We start from the raw sequence: 15,560 nt of genomic DNA, 5'->3' as shown, positions 1-15,560 counted from the left end.
CCACTGGGGTGAAACGAATGACGGTGACGAACGAACGTTTCGCGTCTTTGAGTCGACCTACCGAATGTTGTACGTTCTACATCGATACCGAGCGTGTCGACTTGCCGTCTGGCGATCCTACAGAACGAAATTGATACGTCGAAGACAGCCCCTCACAGCGAGAAGACCAGCCCAATCACCACCGAGTACGTGAAATTGAGCAGCGTCCCTGCGAGATAGTACGTCGTATTGCCACTCGAGATGTCCTCCTTGCGAATGAACGACTTGGCGGCGAAGACGATACTCAGTGCGGTGTAGGCCCCCTGCAGAACGAAGGTCAACACCAGGACGTTCTCCATTTTTCCGATGAGCCAGCCCGTGTCCTGGTCGAAATCGCTGTCGGTCGCGACTTGGTCGCCGGTAAAGAGCGACAGACCGCCGTTCACCACGATGGTACTGGTTCCCAGGAGAATCCCGTAGGCGGCCAGTTCCGCCGCTGGAACGGCCCGATTCGGGAGCTGTGCGATCGGAACGACGTGGATGGCGAGCAAAGTCAGGCCGAGGCCCAGGGCGGCCAGATCCGTTTTGACGAACGAGCCGGTCGTCGAAAACTCACTCCCCATAGATGACTGGGAGTACATCCAGGAGATGTTCTCTTAACAGTTTCGTTTGGAAATAATCGATCTGGCGGAGGGACTTCGAAACTGCTTGCTGTCGAATTCCGAGTTCCGACGCCGCCGCCGCTTGCGTTCCCTGGCGTTCGTAGGCGCGGACGACATCCGCCTGGCGTGGTGTCCACCCCGCCCGTTGTCCCAATAACAGGTTCATGCTGATCGCGAGCAGGGTGTCGACCGCCCGTCCAGTGTCGACGTAACAGTAGAGATCGTCATCTTCGACGGCGGTGAGAAGCGTATCAGCGCTGTGGAACGCCTCCCCATCCAGTTGGTGAATTTCGTTCGACGGTTCGACGTCGATCTGCCCGCCAGCAACGGCGAATCGAACCATCGTCGGATGACACGACTCGAGGATCGTCGCGAGGAGTTCGTACACCCTCGAGAGGCTCGTGAGGACGCCCCCGAACTCGTCGATCCCTTTGAGCAACTCGAAATCCGTGTGGATGTCGGCACTGAACTCGTCGTTCACCCGCTCGAGACCCGCCGCGAGAGTGGTTCGAAACGCGGATCGATCCTCGATCGAGGCCGAGTCGATCACGTCCCCGAGGATGACGTACCGTTCCGTCGCTTCCGGAGGTGACATATTCGCCTGTTACGCTCCACAACCATATATGGTTGTATTTCGTAAGTACAACCTTTTTTGGTTGTATAACTCTAATACAACCACTTTTGGTTGTGCTATACACCTCCGCAATGCCCCACTTCTACGTCGAGTCCCCCGACTCCGGATACCTCCCTTCGAGCAACGTCACCCCATCCAACTCGCCAGCCGGCTCGAAGTCGAACACCTCGCCGTAGAACGCGAGTTCGGCCTCGAGCGCCCGGGAGACGTTTGTGGCGTCGCGGAACCCGTGGCGTTCCTCGGGGAACTCGAGATATGCATAGGGCGTCCCGGTGTCGACGAGGGCGTCGATCATCGCCTCGGCCTGGGCGGGCGGAACCACCTCGTCCTTGCCGCCCTGGAGCAACAGCAGCGCCCCGGTGATGGAATCGGCCCGGTGTACGGGTGAGCGTTCCCGATAGACGTCCGCGGCTTCCGGAAGCGAGCCGACCAGGCCGTCGAGGTACCGGGACTCGAACTTGTGAGTGTGGGCGGCGAGCGCCTCGAGGTCGGCCACGCCGTAGTAGCTGGTTCCGGCGTCGAACGTGTCGTAGCCGGCGAGCGCCGCGAGCACGGCGTAGCCGCCGGCACTGCCGCCCGAAATCGCCTGTCGATCCGGATCGACCCAGCCCGCTCGAGCGGCGTAGCGGGCCGCGTTCACGCAGTCGAGGGTGTCGCGAACGCCCCACTCGCCCTGTAACGCGTCGCGGTAGGCCCGTCCGTAGCCGGTCGAGCCGCGGTAGTTCACGTCGAGCACGGCGATGCCGCGCGTGGTGAAGAACTGCGTCTCGAGGTCGAGCGTCGCCCTGGAGCGACTCGTCGGCCCGCCGTGGACGGTGACGACGACCGGCGGGTGCTCGTCCTCGGGAATCTCGACGTCGGGGTTCGTCGGCGGATAGTAGTGGGCGTGGGCGACGGTCTCCTCCGCGTCGACGGCGTCCCCGGTCGGAAACGCGACCGATTCGGGGACGGAGACAAACGCCTCCTCGAGGTCGACGGTCATCGCCTCACGGTGGCGAACCGGTTCCCCACCGGGTGTCCACGAAACGACGGCCGTCGGTTCGGTCGGCTGACCGGCGATGAACGCCAGTCGCTCCCCGTCCGAGCGGAGCGAGGCCGGGCGGTACGCGGTGTACAGCAGCTGTGGTTCGCCGAGCGTCCACTCCCTCCCGTCGACAGGTGAACTGCCGTCCCCAGCGGTGTCGTCTTCAGCAATACCGGATCCAGTAGTACCGGCCCCAGGGATGCCGTCTCCAGCGGGCTCGAGAAAACGAAGCCGCGTCCGGCCGTCGTCGGTGACCAGCGTCGCGATCCGTCCATCGTCCAGAAACGCGTACGTCGAAAGGGCGAACACCCACCCCGGGACGCCGAACTCCATCGACGCCTCGAGGCAGTTCCGGGGGTCGGTCTCCCGGGGCTCCGCACCGAGTACGTACAGGTTCCACCAGCCCGTGCGATCCGAGACGGCGAACAGCGCTCCCGAGGGGTGCCACTGGGGATCGAACACCGACTCCGCGGGGCCGCCCATGACCACCGCGCCGTCCTCGAGCGTCCCGTCGCTCGCGCGGTCGGCGACGACGAGTTCGGTGCCGTCCCACGGCATTTGCGGGTGATCCCACTGGAGGTACGTCAGTCGCTCTCCATCGGGGGAGACCCGCGGTGCACCGTAGAAGTTGTGGCCCTCGGCGACGACGATCGGCTCGCCCCCTGTCGAGGGAATCGCGACGAGTTCGTTTTTCGGTTCCGAGTCGGCCTCGTGGTGGCGTTCCCTGACGGCGTAGAGCCACCTCCCGTCGGGTGTTCGCGTCAGGTCGGCGTAGCGGTGGGAGCGGTCGGCCGGCGGCTCCGGGGTGATCGCCTCGGGATCGGGGACGTCCAGCTCTTCGGCTTCGACCTCGGCGGCCTCGACCTCGAGACGGCACAGTCGCTGATCCTCGAGTGCCGCGAACCACACTAAACCGTCCTCGACGAGGAAGTCGCCGCCGCCGTACTGGTGAACCAGCGTCCGGACGTCGACGGAGTCGGGTGTGACTTCGGTGACATCGCCCGATTCAGCCGCCGCCCCATCCAGCGACTGCCGAACGATGACGCCGCGTCCGCCCTCATCGGGCCGGCGCTCGAGCCAGTAGACGTGTTCGCCATCGATCTGTACAGCCGACAGTCCGCGACCGCTCTCGGCAACCGTTTGCGCGTCGAGCGGCGACGGCCACTCGCCGTACGGCGTTGACATACTCCCGAAAGGACGTCGGACGATAGTAAAGGTGTGTGAGGCGGCACCGTGGAACAGAGCGTCAGACAGTCAGACCGGCTCGCACAGCGCCCACACGTCCTCGAGCGGCTCGAGCCGATGCGGTTCCGCCCCACGGCTGGTCAGAATCCCCGTGTGGTACAGCATTGCCTTCAGCTGGAACACCGTGGGTGCGTGATAGACGGCACCGTCTTCGAGCGCCGTCTCGCGAAGGTGGCCGTCGGCTGTCAGCACCCGGCGGCGAACCGCCTGATCGCCCCGGATGAACAACTCAACGGTGAACGACGGGTGGAGTTCGTGCAGGCGACAGACGAGGTCGACGAGCGACGGTTCGGGCTCGCCGTCCTCGAACGCGGTCTGGAGCTCGGTGACGAGCAGTTTCGTCGCCGGATACTGATAGACGATTCGGCGGGCGAGCTGTCCCCACGCCGGCGCGACCTCCACGAAGCGTTTTCGGGAGCGATACCAGTCCGAGAAGGTCTCGAGGGCGGCCCTGACCGAGCCGTACCGAGCGAGGGCGAAGCGAACCACCTCCTGGCCGAGCGGGGTGAGGTCGACCCGTCCGGAGCGGTCGTCGACCAGGCCGAGAAACGCCGCCCCGCGTCGCGCCTCGTCGACCGCGCCGACAACCTTGTACGTCTCGAGCAGCGTGGCCGTCTCGCCGTCGGCGTAGTGGGCCAGCGGATAGCCGAGGTAGTTCTTCGGGTGGTTGAGACCGAACGAGCGGTCGGTCACGCCCTGGGCGCTCGCCTGGAACCGAATCGCGTTCGCTTCGGTCGTCGTCCGATTGCCGACGATCCGGGGCACCTCGAGCGGCTCGACCGCGCCCGACGGGGTGACGCCGAGGATGCCGACGTTGAGTTCGCGAGCGAGCGTCCGATCGGTCTGGGAGACGACGGCCGCCGGGGCGGCGAGGTAGGCCGCGTTGGCCTCGTGGAGGCGGTCGTACGCCTGGACGATCCCGCGTTCGGTGTCGACGCCGCCCGTCGTGTACCCCTTCGCTTCGATGGCAACCAGGGGTGGCTCGTCCCCAAGGCGGTCGACCGCCAGCCATTCGGACTCGAGACACCGGACGCCGACGAGGTCGGGGTAGCCGCCGCCGACGCGAACGTGATTGAACGGGGCGAGCGCCTCGAGGAGATCCGACTCGAGGCGGTGGCCCGGCCGCCACTCGTCCGTCGAGAATTGGGTGTCGACGACGGCGTAGGCGTCGTCCTCGGCGGGGAACAGGGCGCGCTTCGTATGCGCGAGTACCTGCGGTTCCGCGAGGCGGTCGGCGGCGGCGCTCATATCACATCCATGCGAGAGCTCGGCCATGAATGTTCGCGTCCAGTCACGTCCCGTCCACGCTGCAGACGACGCCTCGAGACCGAACCGGGCGTCTCTTCGAACCGAACACGCTCGCGGGTGTGACTTTCCCGCTGTCTGACGTAGACTTAAGTGAATCCGGTTCTGTAGTACGCGCAGACACACTCACTGGTGTGTGGAGGATCTCCAGGATGGGATTGTTTACAGGACTCAAAGATAGCATCTCCCGCGTGACCGATGGCTTGTTCTCCGAACAGGAGCCAAAGCGCATCGGCATCTACGGCCCGCCAAATGCCGGAAAGACGACGTTAGCGAATCGAATAGCCCGCGACTGGACCGGTGACGCAATCGGTACGGAAAGTCACATTCCCCACGAAACGAGACGTGCCCGCCGCAAAGAGGACGTCGAGATCGAACGAAACGGGAAATCGGTCACCATCGACATCGTCGACACCCCCGGGGTGACGACGAAAGTCGACTACGAGGAGTTCACCGACGAAATGGAAAAGGACGACGCGATCCGGCGCTCTCGAGAGGCGACCGAAGGGGTCGCAGAAGCCATGCACTGGCTTCGCGAGGACGTCGACGGCGTCATCTACGTCCTCGACAGCGCCGAGGATCCGATCACGCAGGTCAACACGATGCTGATCGGGATCATCGAATCGCGCGACCTGCCCGTACTGATCTTCGCGAACAAGATCGACCTCCCCGAATCGAGCGTCAAGCGCATCGAGGAGGCGTTCCCCCAGCACAAGACAGTGCCGCTGTCGGCCAAAGAGGGCGAGAATATGGACGAAGTGTACGAAAACATCGCGGAGTACTTCGGGTGAGATGATGCCGGGAGCAACGAAAGCAAACGACGACCGTCGCGACGGCGTCCAGATCGACCTCATCAGCGGAGAGCGAATGGACGGGATGGCCAGCATGGAGAAGATTCGAATGATCCTCGACGGCGTTCACGACGGCAACATCGTGATCCTCGAGGAGGGACTCTCCCCGGACGAAGAGAGCAAACTCATCGAGGTGACGATGGCCGAAATCAGCCCCGACGAGTTCAACGGCATCGAAATCGAGACGTATCCGAAGTCCGGCACGCGAGACTCCTCGCTGCTCGGGCGGCTCATGGGCAACGACGACACCTCGAACAAACTCACCGTGATCGGCCCGGCCAACCAGATCGAAACCCTGCACAAAGACGAGACGCTCATCAGCGCGCTCGTCTCGAGAAGCTGACGAATGCCACACCAGTGTACCACCTGTGAGCGGACGTTTCCCGACGGCTCGAAGGAGATGCTATCGGGCTGTCCCGACTGTGGCGGCAACAAGTTCCAGTTCACCCCCTCGAGTACGCCACCGCGCGATCCCGACGAGACCGGCGGGAACGGAATCACGACCGAGAACCGCACTGCCGCCTCGAGCGAACAGGACGAGCCGTCGGGCATCACGACGCCGTCCGAGCAGTCGCCAGCGCGCGAGACCGGATCCGAATCGACCGAATCCAGTTTCCGCGAGTGGCCGGAAACCGCCAGGCGGCCAGCGGATCGAGCGAGTGCACCAGACACCGATCCACAGCGGACGGAACGCGATTCGTCGACGGCCGACGGTGACGCCACCGTCGAGTCACAGCCGGCCCCGCCATCGAGCGAGGACTCTGCGCAGGCGAGCGCCCGTAGCGAAATCGTTTCGAGCGACGAACTCCCGCGGTCACGGAGCCCGGACGAACCGGACGACGACGCGCCGAGCCCTGACAGTGGTCGTGTCGTCAGCGAGCCAACGGATACGGCGGAACGTCCCTCCCTCGACCAGCTGCGCGAGGAGTTGAACGATCAGTTCGAGAGCATCAAGATCGTTCGCCCGGGCCAGTACGAACTGAACCTGATGGAACTGTACGACCGCGAGGAGTACATCGTCTCCCTCCAGGAGGACGGCCGGTACGTCATCGACGTTCCCGACTCCTGGCGCGAAGGGAACGACGATTCCTGAGAGCGAGTCACCTCGACGGCGATCTGAATCACCGCCAACGGCTGTTTTCGGGGGAATTTTCGTGGCAAACGACGTATTCGCTCGAGTACCGCTCGCGTGCTATTCTCCTGTCGATCGGCTGTTACTCGAGTACCGCTCGAGTGTCGTAGACGCCTGAGGGTACAAGCCACGGGGTTATCCCCGTGGTTATGGACGGCACGGACACGATGACGGGTACACACACCTGGGCGATTCCCGAAGGGTACGTTCCAGATGGAAGCACCGGCCCCGAACCCGAGATGGAGAGCCACGAGACCATCTGCGTCCTGAACACGACCGACGAGGACGCGGCCATCGAGATTACGGTGTACTTCACCGATCGAGAGCCCGTCGGCCCGTACGAGAAGACCGTTCCCGCAGAGCGAACCAGGCATTTCCGATTCAACGAGTTCGAGGAACCGGAACCGATTCCCAGAGGTGAGCCGTTCGCGAGCGTGATCGAATCGGATATTCCGGTCGTCTGTCAGCACACGCGACTGGACTCGAGACAGGCGGAGAACGCCCTGCTGACGACGATTGCACACCCGCTGGAGTGATCGGGTTGTCGACGACGAAGACGAAGACGAGCAGGGGCGATGACGAAGACGAGCAGGAGCGATATCGAACAGTGATAACGACGCCACTCGAGCGACGAACCAAAACGGCTGAACCCCTGGCGCTCGAATCGAGGGTATGGTCTCTCGAGAGAGTCGCGTCTTGTTGGTGTCGATGGCGCTCATCGCCGTCATCGTGGTGGGGCTCGAGGTCGTGACGGCAGCCTTCGGGTTGCCACACTGGTCGAGCCCGCTGTTCGGCTTTCTGCTGGTCGTCGGACTCGGCGTCGCCGCGCCACAGCTGTATCTGGCCGCCACCGGTTCGGAGCGATCCACGGTGACGCGCCTCCGCATTGTCGTTTTCCTGACCGTCGTCTTCGCGCTGTTTTTCGTCGGCGGAGCGAGCGGCCTCGAACGCCTGACCATCTGGGCGATCACCGGGCTGACGGTCGTTGGCTGGTTCGGCTACGAGTTCCACATCGCGTACGAGGCAGCGAAAGAGCGGGAGTCAGCAGAGGCCGTGGATCGAGTCGATTGACCGGAGAGGGACAGGCATACCCGTCCGGACGGCGAACCGGCGGCTATGACCGACCCAGCAGACCTCACGTCCGATACCGATCCCGAGGCGTATCGGGAGACGCTCGAGGCAAAGCGCGCGGAGAAAGACCAATTTTTCGCCGACCACCCCCAGTCGCCGATTCCGCCGGAGGAGCGCTCGAACTTCGAGGGGCTCGAGTACTTCCCGCCGGATCCGGACTACCGCGTCGACGCAACCGTCTCGCTCGTCGACGACCCCGAGGCCGATCCCGTGGCGATGGAGACGAGCGCCGGTCGCGAGATGCGATATCTCCGCGTGGCCACGCTCGCGTTCGACCTCACTCGAGCGGATCCGGATCTCGAGGACGGCCGGTACGAACTCGCGGCCTACAGCCAGGACGGCGGGCTCGAGACGCTGTTCGTCCCGTTCCGGGACAAGACGACCGGCCAGCAGAGTTACCGCGGGGGCAGGTACATGGAACTCGCAGTCGACGGCGGCCTCGAGGACGGCGACGACCTGCTCGTCGACTTCAACCTGGCGTACTCGCCGTTCTGTGCCTTCAGCGAGACGTTCGACTGCCCGCTTCCGCCCGAGGAGAACTGGCTCGAGGTGGCGATTCCGGCGGGGGAGAAGGCACCGGAATGAGAGGGGGCTGAGAGAAAAACGGCAGCGTTCAGGGCGCGACGCCGACGGTCAGCAACGTCCCGTACTCGCGGTAGCGCTCGAGCATCGCCGCTCGAGTCTCCCAGTCCTCGGTCGGAAACGCGTCGACGTCGGGGATCTCCGTTTCTCGATCCGGAATGTTGTCCTGGGCGGCGACGACGAGCCCGGCGTCGCGGAACGTCTCTCGATACTCCTCGCGGTTCCATCGGGTCATCTCGACGGCGATGTGCTCCTGCCAGTCGTGGGAGTGGACGTTCTCCTCGTAGTAGTTGACCGCACAGTAGAACGTCCCGCCGGGTCGGAGCACGCGGGCGATCTCCTCGAGCGTCCGGTGTGGATCGGCGGCGTAGTAGAACGCCTCCATCGTCCAGACGTGGTCGATGCTGTCCGTGTCGAACGGGAGGGCACCGAAATCGCCGATGACGTACCCGATCTGCGGATCGTCGGTGTAGCCCGCGGCGTTGTGTGCCATCTCTGGCGCACCGTCGAGGCCGTAGACCCGCCCGGCACCCTTCGTCACCCGGAGGGCGCGTCCGGCGTAGCCGCTCCCACAGCCCAGGTCGAGCACCGTCTCGCCCGCTTCGACCGGCATCCGTGCCAGTGCGTGCCTGGCGGTGTGCCAGTGGCGCGTCTCCATCCCTTTGTCGCGGCCGTCGGCCGCCCACGCGTCGAACTCCTCGCGAACGCTCATACGCCCACTCTCGAGCGGGCCGGGAAAGGAAGTTTCGTTCGCCGGCAGCCAGCGACCGGTCGTGAGCGTCGGATCGCCTGGGATTCGTCTCTAACACTCTATCGACGTTCTGGGCGTCGACCGGTTAGCTCACGTCGTATCCTTCCTGCCGGAGAAGCAATAACATCGAGAGCCCGGAGATCAGAATCAACAACAGCGCAGGGATGGCCGCGAACCGGTAGGCAAGCGCGTTCTGGGCACCCCAGATGATGATCACCAGGGTGTCCATTCCGGCCGGTTGTAACATCAGCGTCATCGGCAGCTCTTTCATCGTCGTGAGGAAGACGAGCGCGGCCCCGACCACGACGCCGGGGGCGATCAGTGGCAGGGTGACCCGGCGAAACGTCTCGAGGCGGCCGGCGTTGAGCGTGCTCGCTGCCTCGACCGTCCTGGCGTCGATCTGGAGCACAGAGGAGCGAACGGTGCCCACGGCCTGGGGGAGAAATCGGACGACGTAGGCGAACACGAGCAGCCACACGCCCTGTCGGTACAGCGAGGGGAGCGTCCGGGTGCCGAGAAACACCAGCGCGAGGCCGATGACGACACCAGGCACGGCGAATCCGAGGTAGGTCGCCCGTTCGAACACCCGCGAGAGCAGGGAGTTGTACCGCCCGGAGTAGTACGCAACCGGGAGTGCGAACGAAACGGCCGCCAGCGCTGCCAGCAGCGCGAGGTAGACCGAGTTGTACGCGAACTCCCACTGGAACTCCAGGGAGGGAATCGGGTCGCCCTGGCTCACGAGCAGCCACCGTGTGAAGATGGCGACGGGGACGACGAGGGTGAGGACGCCCAGCGCGGCGATCGATCCCATCGCGGGCCACTTCCAGAAGCCCAGTCGAATCGTGGTTCCCCGTCCGGTTCCGCCGCTCGCATCCTCGTCGCGACCGATGCCGGCTTCGATGACGAGGATGACCGCGACGATGGCGATCAACTGCAAGGCGAGCAAGGCGGCGTACTCGACGGCGAAGCCGCGGAACTCCCAGTAGATCGTGCTGGTGAAGACGCTCACCTGCATGAACGCCGGCGTGCCGAAGTCGGAGACGGCGTACATGGCGGCCAACAGCGCACCAGCGGCGATTCCCGGACGGATCTGGGGGAGGGTAACTCGACGGAACGCACCGAGGCGGCCGTGGTTGAGCGTTCGCGCGGCGTCGACGAGCGAGGAGTCCATCGACAGCAGGGCCGCCCGGGTCGTTAAAAAGACGTAGGGATAGGTGTAGAGGGTGATGACGAACGCCGCACCGCGAAGGCCGTCGATCCGTGGAATCGTCACCCCCAGCAGACTGTCGATCTCGCCGCCAGAACCGAACATCGCGACGAACGCGATGGCACCGATGTAGCTCGGGATGACGAGCGGCAGGGCGGCGACGACGGTCCAAAAGCGCGGGTACGGCAGATCGGTCCGGGTCGTCAACACCGCGAGCGGAACCCCGAGCAGGATCGAACACGCGGTGACGATTCCCATCAACACCAGGCTGTTGAGCGTCACCGATGCCGTTTGTGAAGAGACCAGGAGCCCGTACGCACGCACGGGGTCGACCGTGCCGGCCTGCCAGAGCAGCCAGAACATCGGCGAGACGACCAGAAACGCGATGAGTCCACTCAGCAGCGCCAGCACCACCGCCGACTGGTCGAATCGCGAGCTCTCCGGCAGTCGGCGGCCGGCCGAATCGAGATAGCGCGTGAGAGGCCTCATTGGAGCGAGAGTCGTTGAGACGGAGATTGGGGTTCGACTCGCTTGAACCCACTGATACGCACCTCGAGTCCCCTCGGTACGTGCGCGGTCGATCAAGTCGCGTCTTCGGTGTCCCGGCTCGAAATGGAACGAACCGTCCTCGGGGGAAGGCGTCGGTTCCCTATAAGGAGTGGCACTTCGACAATGTGGTGAACGGTCGATATTAGACGGTCATTCCCTCCTCGTTGAGGAGATCCTGTGCCTCGCGCAGATCCATGTCGAAGCTGCTGAGGTCGAACGACGGCGGGTTGATGTCCTCGAGATTTGGCAGGTCGCCGACGTAATCGATGCCCTCGACGACGGGATACTCGCCGTTGGCGTCCATCATGAACTCCTGTCCCTCCGCGGCCAGCAGGTGTCGGACGAACTCGGCGACGAGTTCTGGGTCGTCGACCTCGTTCATCACGCCGACGCCCGCGACGCTGAACAGGCAGCCGGGATCGTTCTCGGTGAACGCGACATCGATCGGCGCGTCGGGATCTTCGTCGAGAATGCGCGCCGCGTAGTAGCTGTTGCCGAGGCCGACGATCGGATCGCCATCGCCACCGAGATCGATCGCCGCCGCCTGGTTGGAGCCACCCGAAAACAGCTGGACGTTCTGATCGGTGACCATCCCGCGAACCCACTCCCGGGTTGCCTCCTCACCCTCGAGTTCGACCATCGCCTGGATGAAGCCACGGAACGTCCCGGAGTTCGGCCGGGTCGAGATGATGTCCTGGAAGCGTTCGTCGGTCGCGTACTCGAAGATGTTCGTCGGTAAGTCGTCGGCGTCGTAGCCGAGATCCGCCCAGCGCTCTGTGTGGTAGATGATCGACCGAACTCGGCCGGTGACGCCCGTCCAGTAGCCGTCTGGGTCGCGGTAGCTCTCCGGAACGGCGTCGACAACGTCCTGGGGGAGCGCTTGCAGCGCGTCGTTGCGCTCGAGTTCGCCCAGTGCGCCGGGATCCTGTGAGTACATCAGATCCGCTGGCGTGGCGTCGCCCTCCTGTAGGATCTGGTTGACGTAGACGTCGTTGTCGTCGTGGAAGAGGTTGAGGTCGAGGTTCTCGTAGCGCTCGTCGAGTTCGACGAACACGGGGTCGATCTGCTCTCGCGTCCGCCCGGAGTAAATGGTGACCTCGCCCTCGAGGTCGCCCAGATCGTCCCAGCTCACCGCAGAGGAGTCGACGGGTGAACCGAGGGGTTCGGCGTCAGCGATCGAACTGGGGTTGCCGTTGCCATCGTCGCTTCCACCGAGACAACCGGCCAGCCCGGCGAAACCGCTCGCCGCGACGCCGGTCGTTACGAGGAAACGTCGTCGTGTGTCGTTCGCCATCTACCTAATTTAGGCCAGCCTAAAACACTTATAGCCATCGATTTTGGTCGGCCAAAAACAGGACAAAACTAGATTGTGACGTGGTAGGAACCCCTGACGTTACGGGTTTCACGTCAGTTATGACGAACTATTTGTTTGAGGGGAGCCTATGCCGCTTGAGCGTGTCGATTGTTAGGCGAGCCTAAAGAGAGGGGGAATCCGTCGGCGGATTCAGGGCATCGGCGCCCCGGCAATGCACTCGCCCGAAACAAACCTCGAGATTTCGAGTCGAGACATCGAGGAGGGGTCGCGTACGCGCGAAACTGGGAATTTTAGGAAGGCCTAAATCCTAGGGGCGTAAATGTGGGGACAGAACTAGCACCGACGCGCCTGTAGGCACGCCCGCTTCACTAATCGACGCCGAACGGGCGCTCCTCGCGACTCACGTCGGTCGATCACTCTCGCTCTCATGTCCGTCGAACACGAACGCACGCTGACCGAACCGACCCGCACCGAGACCGAACTGTCAGAGACCACCCCTATCCTCGAGGTCGACGGCGTCTCGAAGTTCTTCGGGGACGAGTGCGCCGTCGAAACGCTCTCGCTGTCGGTCGACGAAGGCGAACTTCTGACGCTGCTCGGCCCGTCTGGCTGTGGAAAGACCACGACGCTCCGGCTACTCGCCGGCCTCGAGCGCCCCTCGAGCGGGTCGATTCGGATCGACGGCGAGCCAGTGGCCGTCGCCGACGACTCGACGTTCGTCCCACCCGAACAGCGAGACGTCGGGGTCGTCTTTCAGGACTTCGCGCTGTTCCCGCACATGACGGCGGCCGAGAACGTCTCCTTCGGGATCAGCGACCTCCCGAAAGCCGAGCGCGACCGGCGGGTCGCGGAGTTGCTCGAGCTCGTCGGGCTCGGCGATCAGGGCGAGTCCTCGCCCGAACAGCTCTCGGGTGGACAGAAACAGCGGGTCGCGCTCGCGCGATCACTCGCACCCGAACCCGAAATGTTGTTGCTCGACGAACCGTTTTCGAACCTCGACGTCGACCTCCGGGTCGAAATGCGCGAGGAGGTTCGCCGAATCCTGAAAGCCACCGGCGTCACCGCGATCTCGGTCACGCACGACCAGGAAGAAGCGCTCTCGATTAGCGACCGCGTCGCGGTGATGGCCGGCGGAAAGCTCAAACAGATCGATACGCCCGAGGACATCTTCCAGCACCCCAAATCCCGTTTCGTCGCCGGCTTCCTGGGTCACGCCAGCTTCGTCCCCGGCCGTGTCGACGGCGACATCGTCCACACCACGCTCGGCCCCATCGGCCGTGACCGGATCCACGGCCTCGCCCTCGAGTACGACCGAACCGATATCGACGTCTTGCTCCGCCCGGACGACGTGATCGCCACGCCGACCACGCCCGAGAACGCCGACGGCGAAGTGACCTACCGTCGATACCTCGGACCGACCATCCTCTATCGGATCGAACTCGATTCGGGCATTACCGTCGAGGCGATGCACAACCACGCCGACCAGATCGATCTCAACGAGCCAGTCAGTGTCGACCTGGGGGCGACACACGATCTGGCGTGGTTCCCGACGCGCAACGACCAGATGTAGGCCGCTGCGTTGACGCGTCTTGCCGTCTGGTCAACTGACGGTGACGTGTCTCGAGTGTAATTGCGATACAATACCACCTCGAGCACCGGATACACCCCGAACATCGGATGGGCGACCGCCGCCTGCCAGATATCCGCATCCTTAAGTCAATCCCGCAAGTTGTTCACTCCAATATGGACTACACACTCGAAATCGAGAACACGCCCGATACTGTTCCGGGTGGGACGAGCGTGCTTCTGTTGCATCCGAGCACCGGGGAGACGGATCGTATCGATACCGACTTTCTCAAAACCGACACCGACTCCTTTCTCGTCGTCTCGACGCGAACCACCGCTCGAGAGGTCACCCAGAAACTCGAGTACTACGACGTCGACGAATCCCGTGCCGTCATCCTCGACACGCTGAGCATCGAACGCGGCTACTCCCGTCGCTCGAGCGACAACGTCCACTACGTCGCCGCCCCCGACGACGTCGACGGCATCGTCCGCCAGGTCGAACGCTTCCTCGAGACCAACGACGGGAAGGTGCGAGTTAGCTTCGATTCGGTCACCGAACTCGCCTACTACGCCGGCGAGCGGGCCGCACTCGAGACGGTCGAACGGCTGGTAAACTTGCTCGAGGCACACGACGCGATCGGCCTCTTTCACCTCTCGGAAGAAGTACACGACGACGAGATCGTCGAGCAGTTCAGAGCGCTGTTCGACGGAATCGTCGACCTGGACGAAGCAGGCAACGTGACGACAGCGTTCTGAGCGTCTAATCGGCTACGAACCCGACGAATCGGTATCCTCGAGCGCCCGGAACGTCTTTTCGGCCCAGCGAATCGCGTAGGCAGGGCCGTGATCGCGATAGGCCCCGGTCTGGAGGGCGGCGAACGGGGCCGGTAGCTCGAGCGGCTGATCGTGGCCGTTGTCGTAATCGTGGTCGGAGGCGTGCTTGATCGCCGCACACGCCAGTTCGGTCGCATCGGCGAAGTCCGTCTCCCCGCGAGCGACCGCCCCGGGAAGGCCCGAGAGCCGCCCCTCGAGGCGACTCCCGGCGTCGTGCCACGCTGCGGCCAGCTCGGGATGGTCGTCGTCCCAGCCGGCAAAGATCGGGCCGGTCTGGAGGCCCACCCAGCCGTCGTACAGCGCGGCAGCGATCTGGTAGGTCGCGTTGGGGTCGAGCGGCACCGCCGCGTCGAGGTCGCGGTACGAGTCTTCGAAAAAGCCCAGGAAGTGTTCGGGAACCTCGAGGCCGACCTGCACCAGCGCTTCCGCCAGCAGAAAGTCGATGAACGACTCGGGGGCACCCTGGACACGAGCCTTGACCAGCAGGACGGGCGGGCTGGTCTGGCGCGTCCAGACGACGCTGCCGTCGCCGGGCATGCCGATGGTAAAGTCGGAGCCAGCGTAGCGAGCCAACAGGTGGGGTGCGTCCGCGGGGAGCCAGGCCGACGGATATCTGGCTGGCTCGAGTGACTCGACGAACAACCCGAGCGACTCGGCCTGTGCCGGCGGCACGGTCTCGAAGTCCCGGTCGACGTCGAACACCAGCGTCTCTGGGGCGTGTTCCGCTCGGACGGCGTCGACGGCCGGCGAGAGCGAACGCTCCTCGAACATCAGGCGGCGACGATCGACTGGG

Annotated in this window: 16 protein-coding genes; 8 read left to right on the top strand and 8 right to left on the bottom strand. The window is 64.1% G+C overall.

Features of this window, described 5'->3' with window-relative positions:
- Window positions 1–152 precede the first annotated feature (152 nt).
- From NGM68_RS09655 to NGM68_RS09640, 4 genes are all read right to left on the bottom strand, one after another.
- Entirely contained in the window at window positions 153–602 is a 450-nt protein-coding gene (locus NGM68_RS09655) for a hypothetical protein (RefSeq protein WP_252697879.1), read from the bottom strand.
- Window positions 592–1,236 (bottom strand): SatD family protein, encoded by a 645-nt coding sequence (locus NGM68_RS09650; RefSeq protein WP_252697878.1) that lies wholly within the window; start codon window positions 1,234–1,236, stop codon window positions 592–594. Before NGM68_RS09650 ends, NGM68_RS09655 begins: the two co-directional genes overlap by 11 nt.
- A 121-nt stretch (window positions 1,237–1,357) precedes the next feature.
- Complete coding sequence (locus tag NGM68_RS09645; RefSeq protein WP_252697877.1) at window positions 1,358–3,484, bottom strand: S9 family peptidase; 2,127 nt, start codon at window positions 3,482–3,484, stop codon at window positions 1,358–1,360.
- Between the two features lie 69 nt (window positions 3,485–3,553).
- A complete protein-coding gene (locus NGM68_RS09640) occupies window positions 3,554–4,792 on the bottom strand; it encodes a hypothetical protein (RefSeq protein ID WP_252697876.1) in 1,239 nt (412 codons plus the stop codon).
- 209 nt (window positions 4,793–5,001) lie between these two features.
- On the opposite strand from NGM68_RS09640, the gene NGM68_RS09635 reads away from it, so the two are divergent.
- The 6 genes from NGM68_RS09635 (at window position 5,002) to NGM68_RS09610 (ending at window position 8,548) form a co-directional block, all read left to right on the top strand.
- A complete protein-coding gene (locus NGM68_RS09635; RefSeq protein ID WP_252697875.1) occupies window positions 5,002–5,640 on the top strand; it encodes an Era-like GTP-binding protein in 639 nt (212 codons plus the stop codon).
- Between the two features lie 4 nt (window positions 5,641–5,644).
- Window positions 5,645–6,043 carry a DUF2073 domain-containing protein gene (locus tag NGM68_RS09630; protein ID WP_252697874.1) on the top strand — a complete coding sequence of 133 codons (399 nt, stop codon included), beginning with the start codon at window positions 5,645–5,647 and terminating at the stop codon, window positions 6,041–6,043.
- 3 nt (window positions 6,044–6,046) lie between these two features.
- A complete protein-coding gene (locus NGM68_RS09625; RefSeq protein WP_252697873.1) occupies window positions 6,047–6,793 on the top strand; it encodes an OapC/ArvC family zinc-ribbon domain-containing protein in 747 nt (248 codons plus the stop codon).
- A 206-nt stretch (window positions 6,794–6,999) separates the two neighbouring features.
- A complete protein-coding gene (locus NGM68_RS09620) occupies window positions 7,000–7,368 on the top strand; it encodes a sensory rhodopsin transducer (protein WP_252697872.1) in 369 nt (122 codons plus the stop codon).
- Window positions 7,369–7,504: 136 nt separating this feature from the next.
- Complete coding sequence (locus NGM68_RS09615) at window positions 7,505–7,903, top strand: hypothetical protein (protein ID WP_252697871.1); 399 nt, start codon at window positions 7,505–7,507, stop codon at window positions 7,901–7,903.
- 45 nt (window positions 7,904–7,948) lie between these two features.
- Window positions 7,949–8,548 (top strand): DUF1684 domain-containing protein, encoded by a 600-nt coding sequence (locus NGM68_RS09610; RefSeq protein ID WP_252697870.1) that lies wholly within the window; start codon window positions 7,949–7,951, stop codon window positions 8,546–8,548.
- Window positions 8,549–8,576: 28 nt separating this feature from the next.
- Here NGM68_RS09610 and NGM68_RS09605 read toward each other — a convergent pair whose 3' ends face one another.
- From NGM68_RS09605 to NGM68_RS09595, 3 genes are all read right to left on the bottom strand, one after another.
- A complete protein-coding gene (locus NGM68_RS09605) occupies window positions 8,577–9,257 on the bottom strand; it encodes a class I SAM-dependent methyltransferase (RefSeq protein ID WP_252697869.1) in 681 nt (226 codons plus the stop codon).
- A 124-nt stretch (window positions 9,258–9,381) separates the two neighbouring features.
- Window positions 9,382–10,992, bottom strand: coding sequence for an ABC transporter permease (locus tag NGM68_RS09600; protein ID WP_252697868.1), 1,611 nt, complete (start codon window positions 10,990–10,992; stop codon window positions 9,382–9,384).
- A gap of 202 nt (window positions 10,993–11,194) precedes the next feature.
- On the bottom strand, window positions 11,195–12,346 hold the full coding sequence (locus NGM68_RS09595; RefSeq protein WP_252697867.1) for an extracellular solute-binding protein: 1,152 nt from the start codon (window positions 12,344–12,346) through the stop codon (window positions 11,195–11,197).
- A 448-nt stretch (window positions 12,347–12,794) separates the two neighbouring features.
- On the opposite strand from NGM68_RS09595, the gene NGM68_RS09590 reads away from it, so the two are divergent.
- Window positions 12,795–13,937, top strand: a complete 1,143-nt coding sequence (locus NGM68_RS09590; protein WP_252697866.1) for an ABC transporter ATP-binding protein — start codon at window positions 12,795–12,797, stop codon at window positions 13,935–13,937.
- A gap of 173 nt (window positions 13,938–14,110) precedes the next feature.
- The gene (locus tag NGM68_RS09585) at window positions 14,111–14,689 is read left to right on the top strand and encodes a DUF7090 family protein (RefSeq protein WP_252697865.1); all 579 of its coding nucleotides are present in this window, start codon (window positions 14,111–14,113) and stop codon (window positions 14,687–14,689) included.
- A gap of 12 nt (window positions 14,690–14,701) precedes the next feature.
- Here NGM68_RS09585 and NGM68_RS09580 read toward each other — a convergent pair whose 3' ends face one another.
- A complete protein-coding gene (locus NGM68_RS09580; protein ID WP_252697864.1) occupies window positions 14,702–15,538 on the bottom strand; it encodes a DUF7089 family protein in 837 nt (278 codons plus the stop codon).
- Window positions 15,539–15,560: the final 22 nt, after the last annotated feature.

Source organism: Natronosalvus vescus, from assembly GCF_023973145.1.
Lineage (GTDB): Archaea > Halobacteriota > Halobacteria > Halobacteriales > Natrialbaceae > Natronosalvus > Natronosalvus vescus.
Note: the sequence above shows the minus strand (reverse complement) of the source record. Positions and strands in the feature narration are given on the sequence as shown.

Coding starts and splice junctions, on each gene's coding strand:
- NGM68_RS09585 (WP_252697865.1), top strand. CDS start 14,111: ATGGACTACACACTCGAAATCGAGAACACGCCCGATACTGTTCCGGGT.
- NGM68_RS09645 (WP_252697877.1), bottom strand. CDS start 3,484: ATGTCAACGCCGTACGGCGAGTGGCCGTCGCCGCTCGACGCGCAAACG.
- NGM68_RS09580 (WP_252697864.1), bottom strand. CDS start 15,538: ATGTTCGAGGAGCGTTCGCTCTCGCCGGCCGTCGACGCCGTCCGAGCG.
- NGM68_RS09635 (WP_252697875.1), top strand. CDS start 5,002: ATGGGATTGTTTACAGGACTCAAAGATAGCATCTCCCGCGTGACCGAT.
- NGM68_RS09630 (WP_252697874.1), top strand. CDS start 5,645: ATGCCGGGAGCAACGAAAGCAAACGACGACCGTCGCGACGGCGTCCAG.
- NGM68_RS09655 (WP_252697879.1), bottom strand. CDS start 602: ATGGGGAGTGAGTTTTCGACGACCGGCTCGTTCGTCAAAACGGATCTG.
- NGM68_RS09625 (WP_252697873.1), top strand. CDS start 6,047: ATGCCACACCAGTGTACCACCTGTGAGCGGACGTTTCCCGACGGCTCG.
- NGM68_RS09640 (WP_252697876.1), bottom strand. CDS start 4,792: ATGAGCGCCGCCGCCGACCGCCTCGCGGAACCGCAGGTACTCGCGCAT.
- NGM68_RS09610 (WP_252697870.1), top strand. CDS start 7,949: ATGACCGACCCAGCAGACCTCACGTCCGATACCGATCCCGAGGCGTAT.
- NGM68_RS09605 (WP_252697869.1), bottom strand. CDS start 9,257: ATGAGCGTTCGCGAGGAGTTCGACGCGTGGGCGGCCGACGGCCGCGAC.
- NGM68_RS09650 (WP_252697878.1), bottom strand. CDS start 1,236: ATGTCACCTCCGGAAGCGACGGAACGGTACGTCATCCTCGGGGACGTG.
- NGM68_RS09600 (WP_252697868.1), bottom strand. CDS start 10,992: ATGAGGCCTCTCACGCGCTATCTCGATTCGGCCGGCCGCCGACTGCCG.
- NGM68_RS09595 (WP_252697867.1), bottom strand. CDS start 12,346: ATGGCGAACGACACACGACGACGTTTCCTCGTAACGACCGGCGTCGCG.
- NGM68_RS09620 (WP_252697872.1), top strand. CDS start 7,000: ATGACGGGTACACACACCTGGGCGATTCCCGAAGGGTACGTTCCAGAT.
- NGM68_RS09590 (WP_252697866.1), top strand. CDS start 12,795: ATGTCCGTCGAACACGAACGCACGCTGACCGAACCGACCCGCACCGAG.
- NGM68_RS09615 (WP_252697871.1), top strand. CDS start 7,505: ATGGTCTCTCGAGAGAGTCGCGTCTTGTTGGTGTCGATGGCGCTCATC.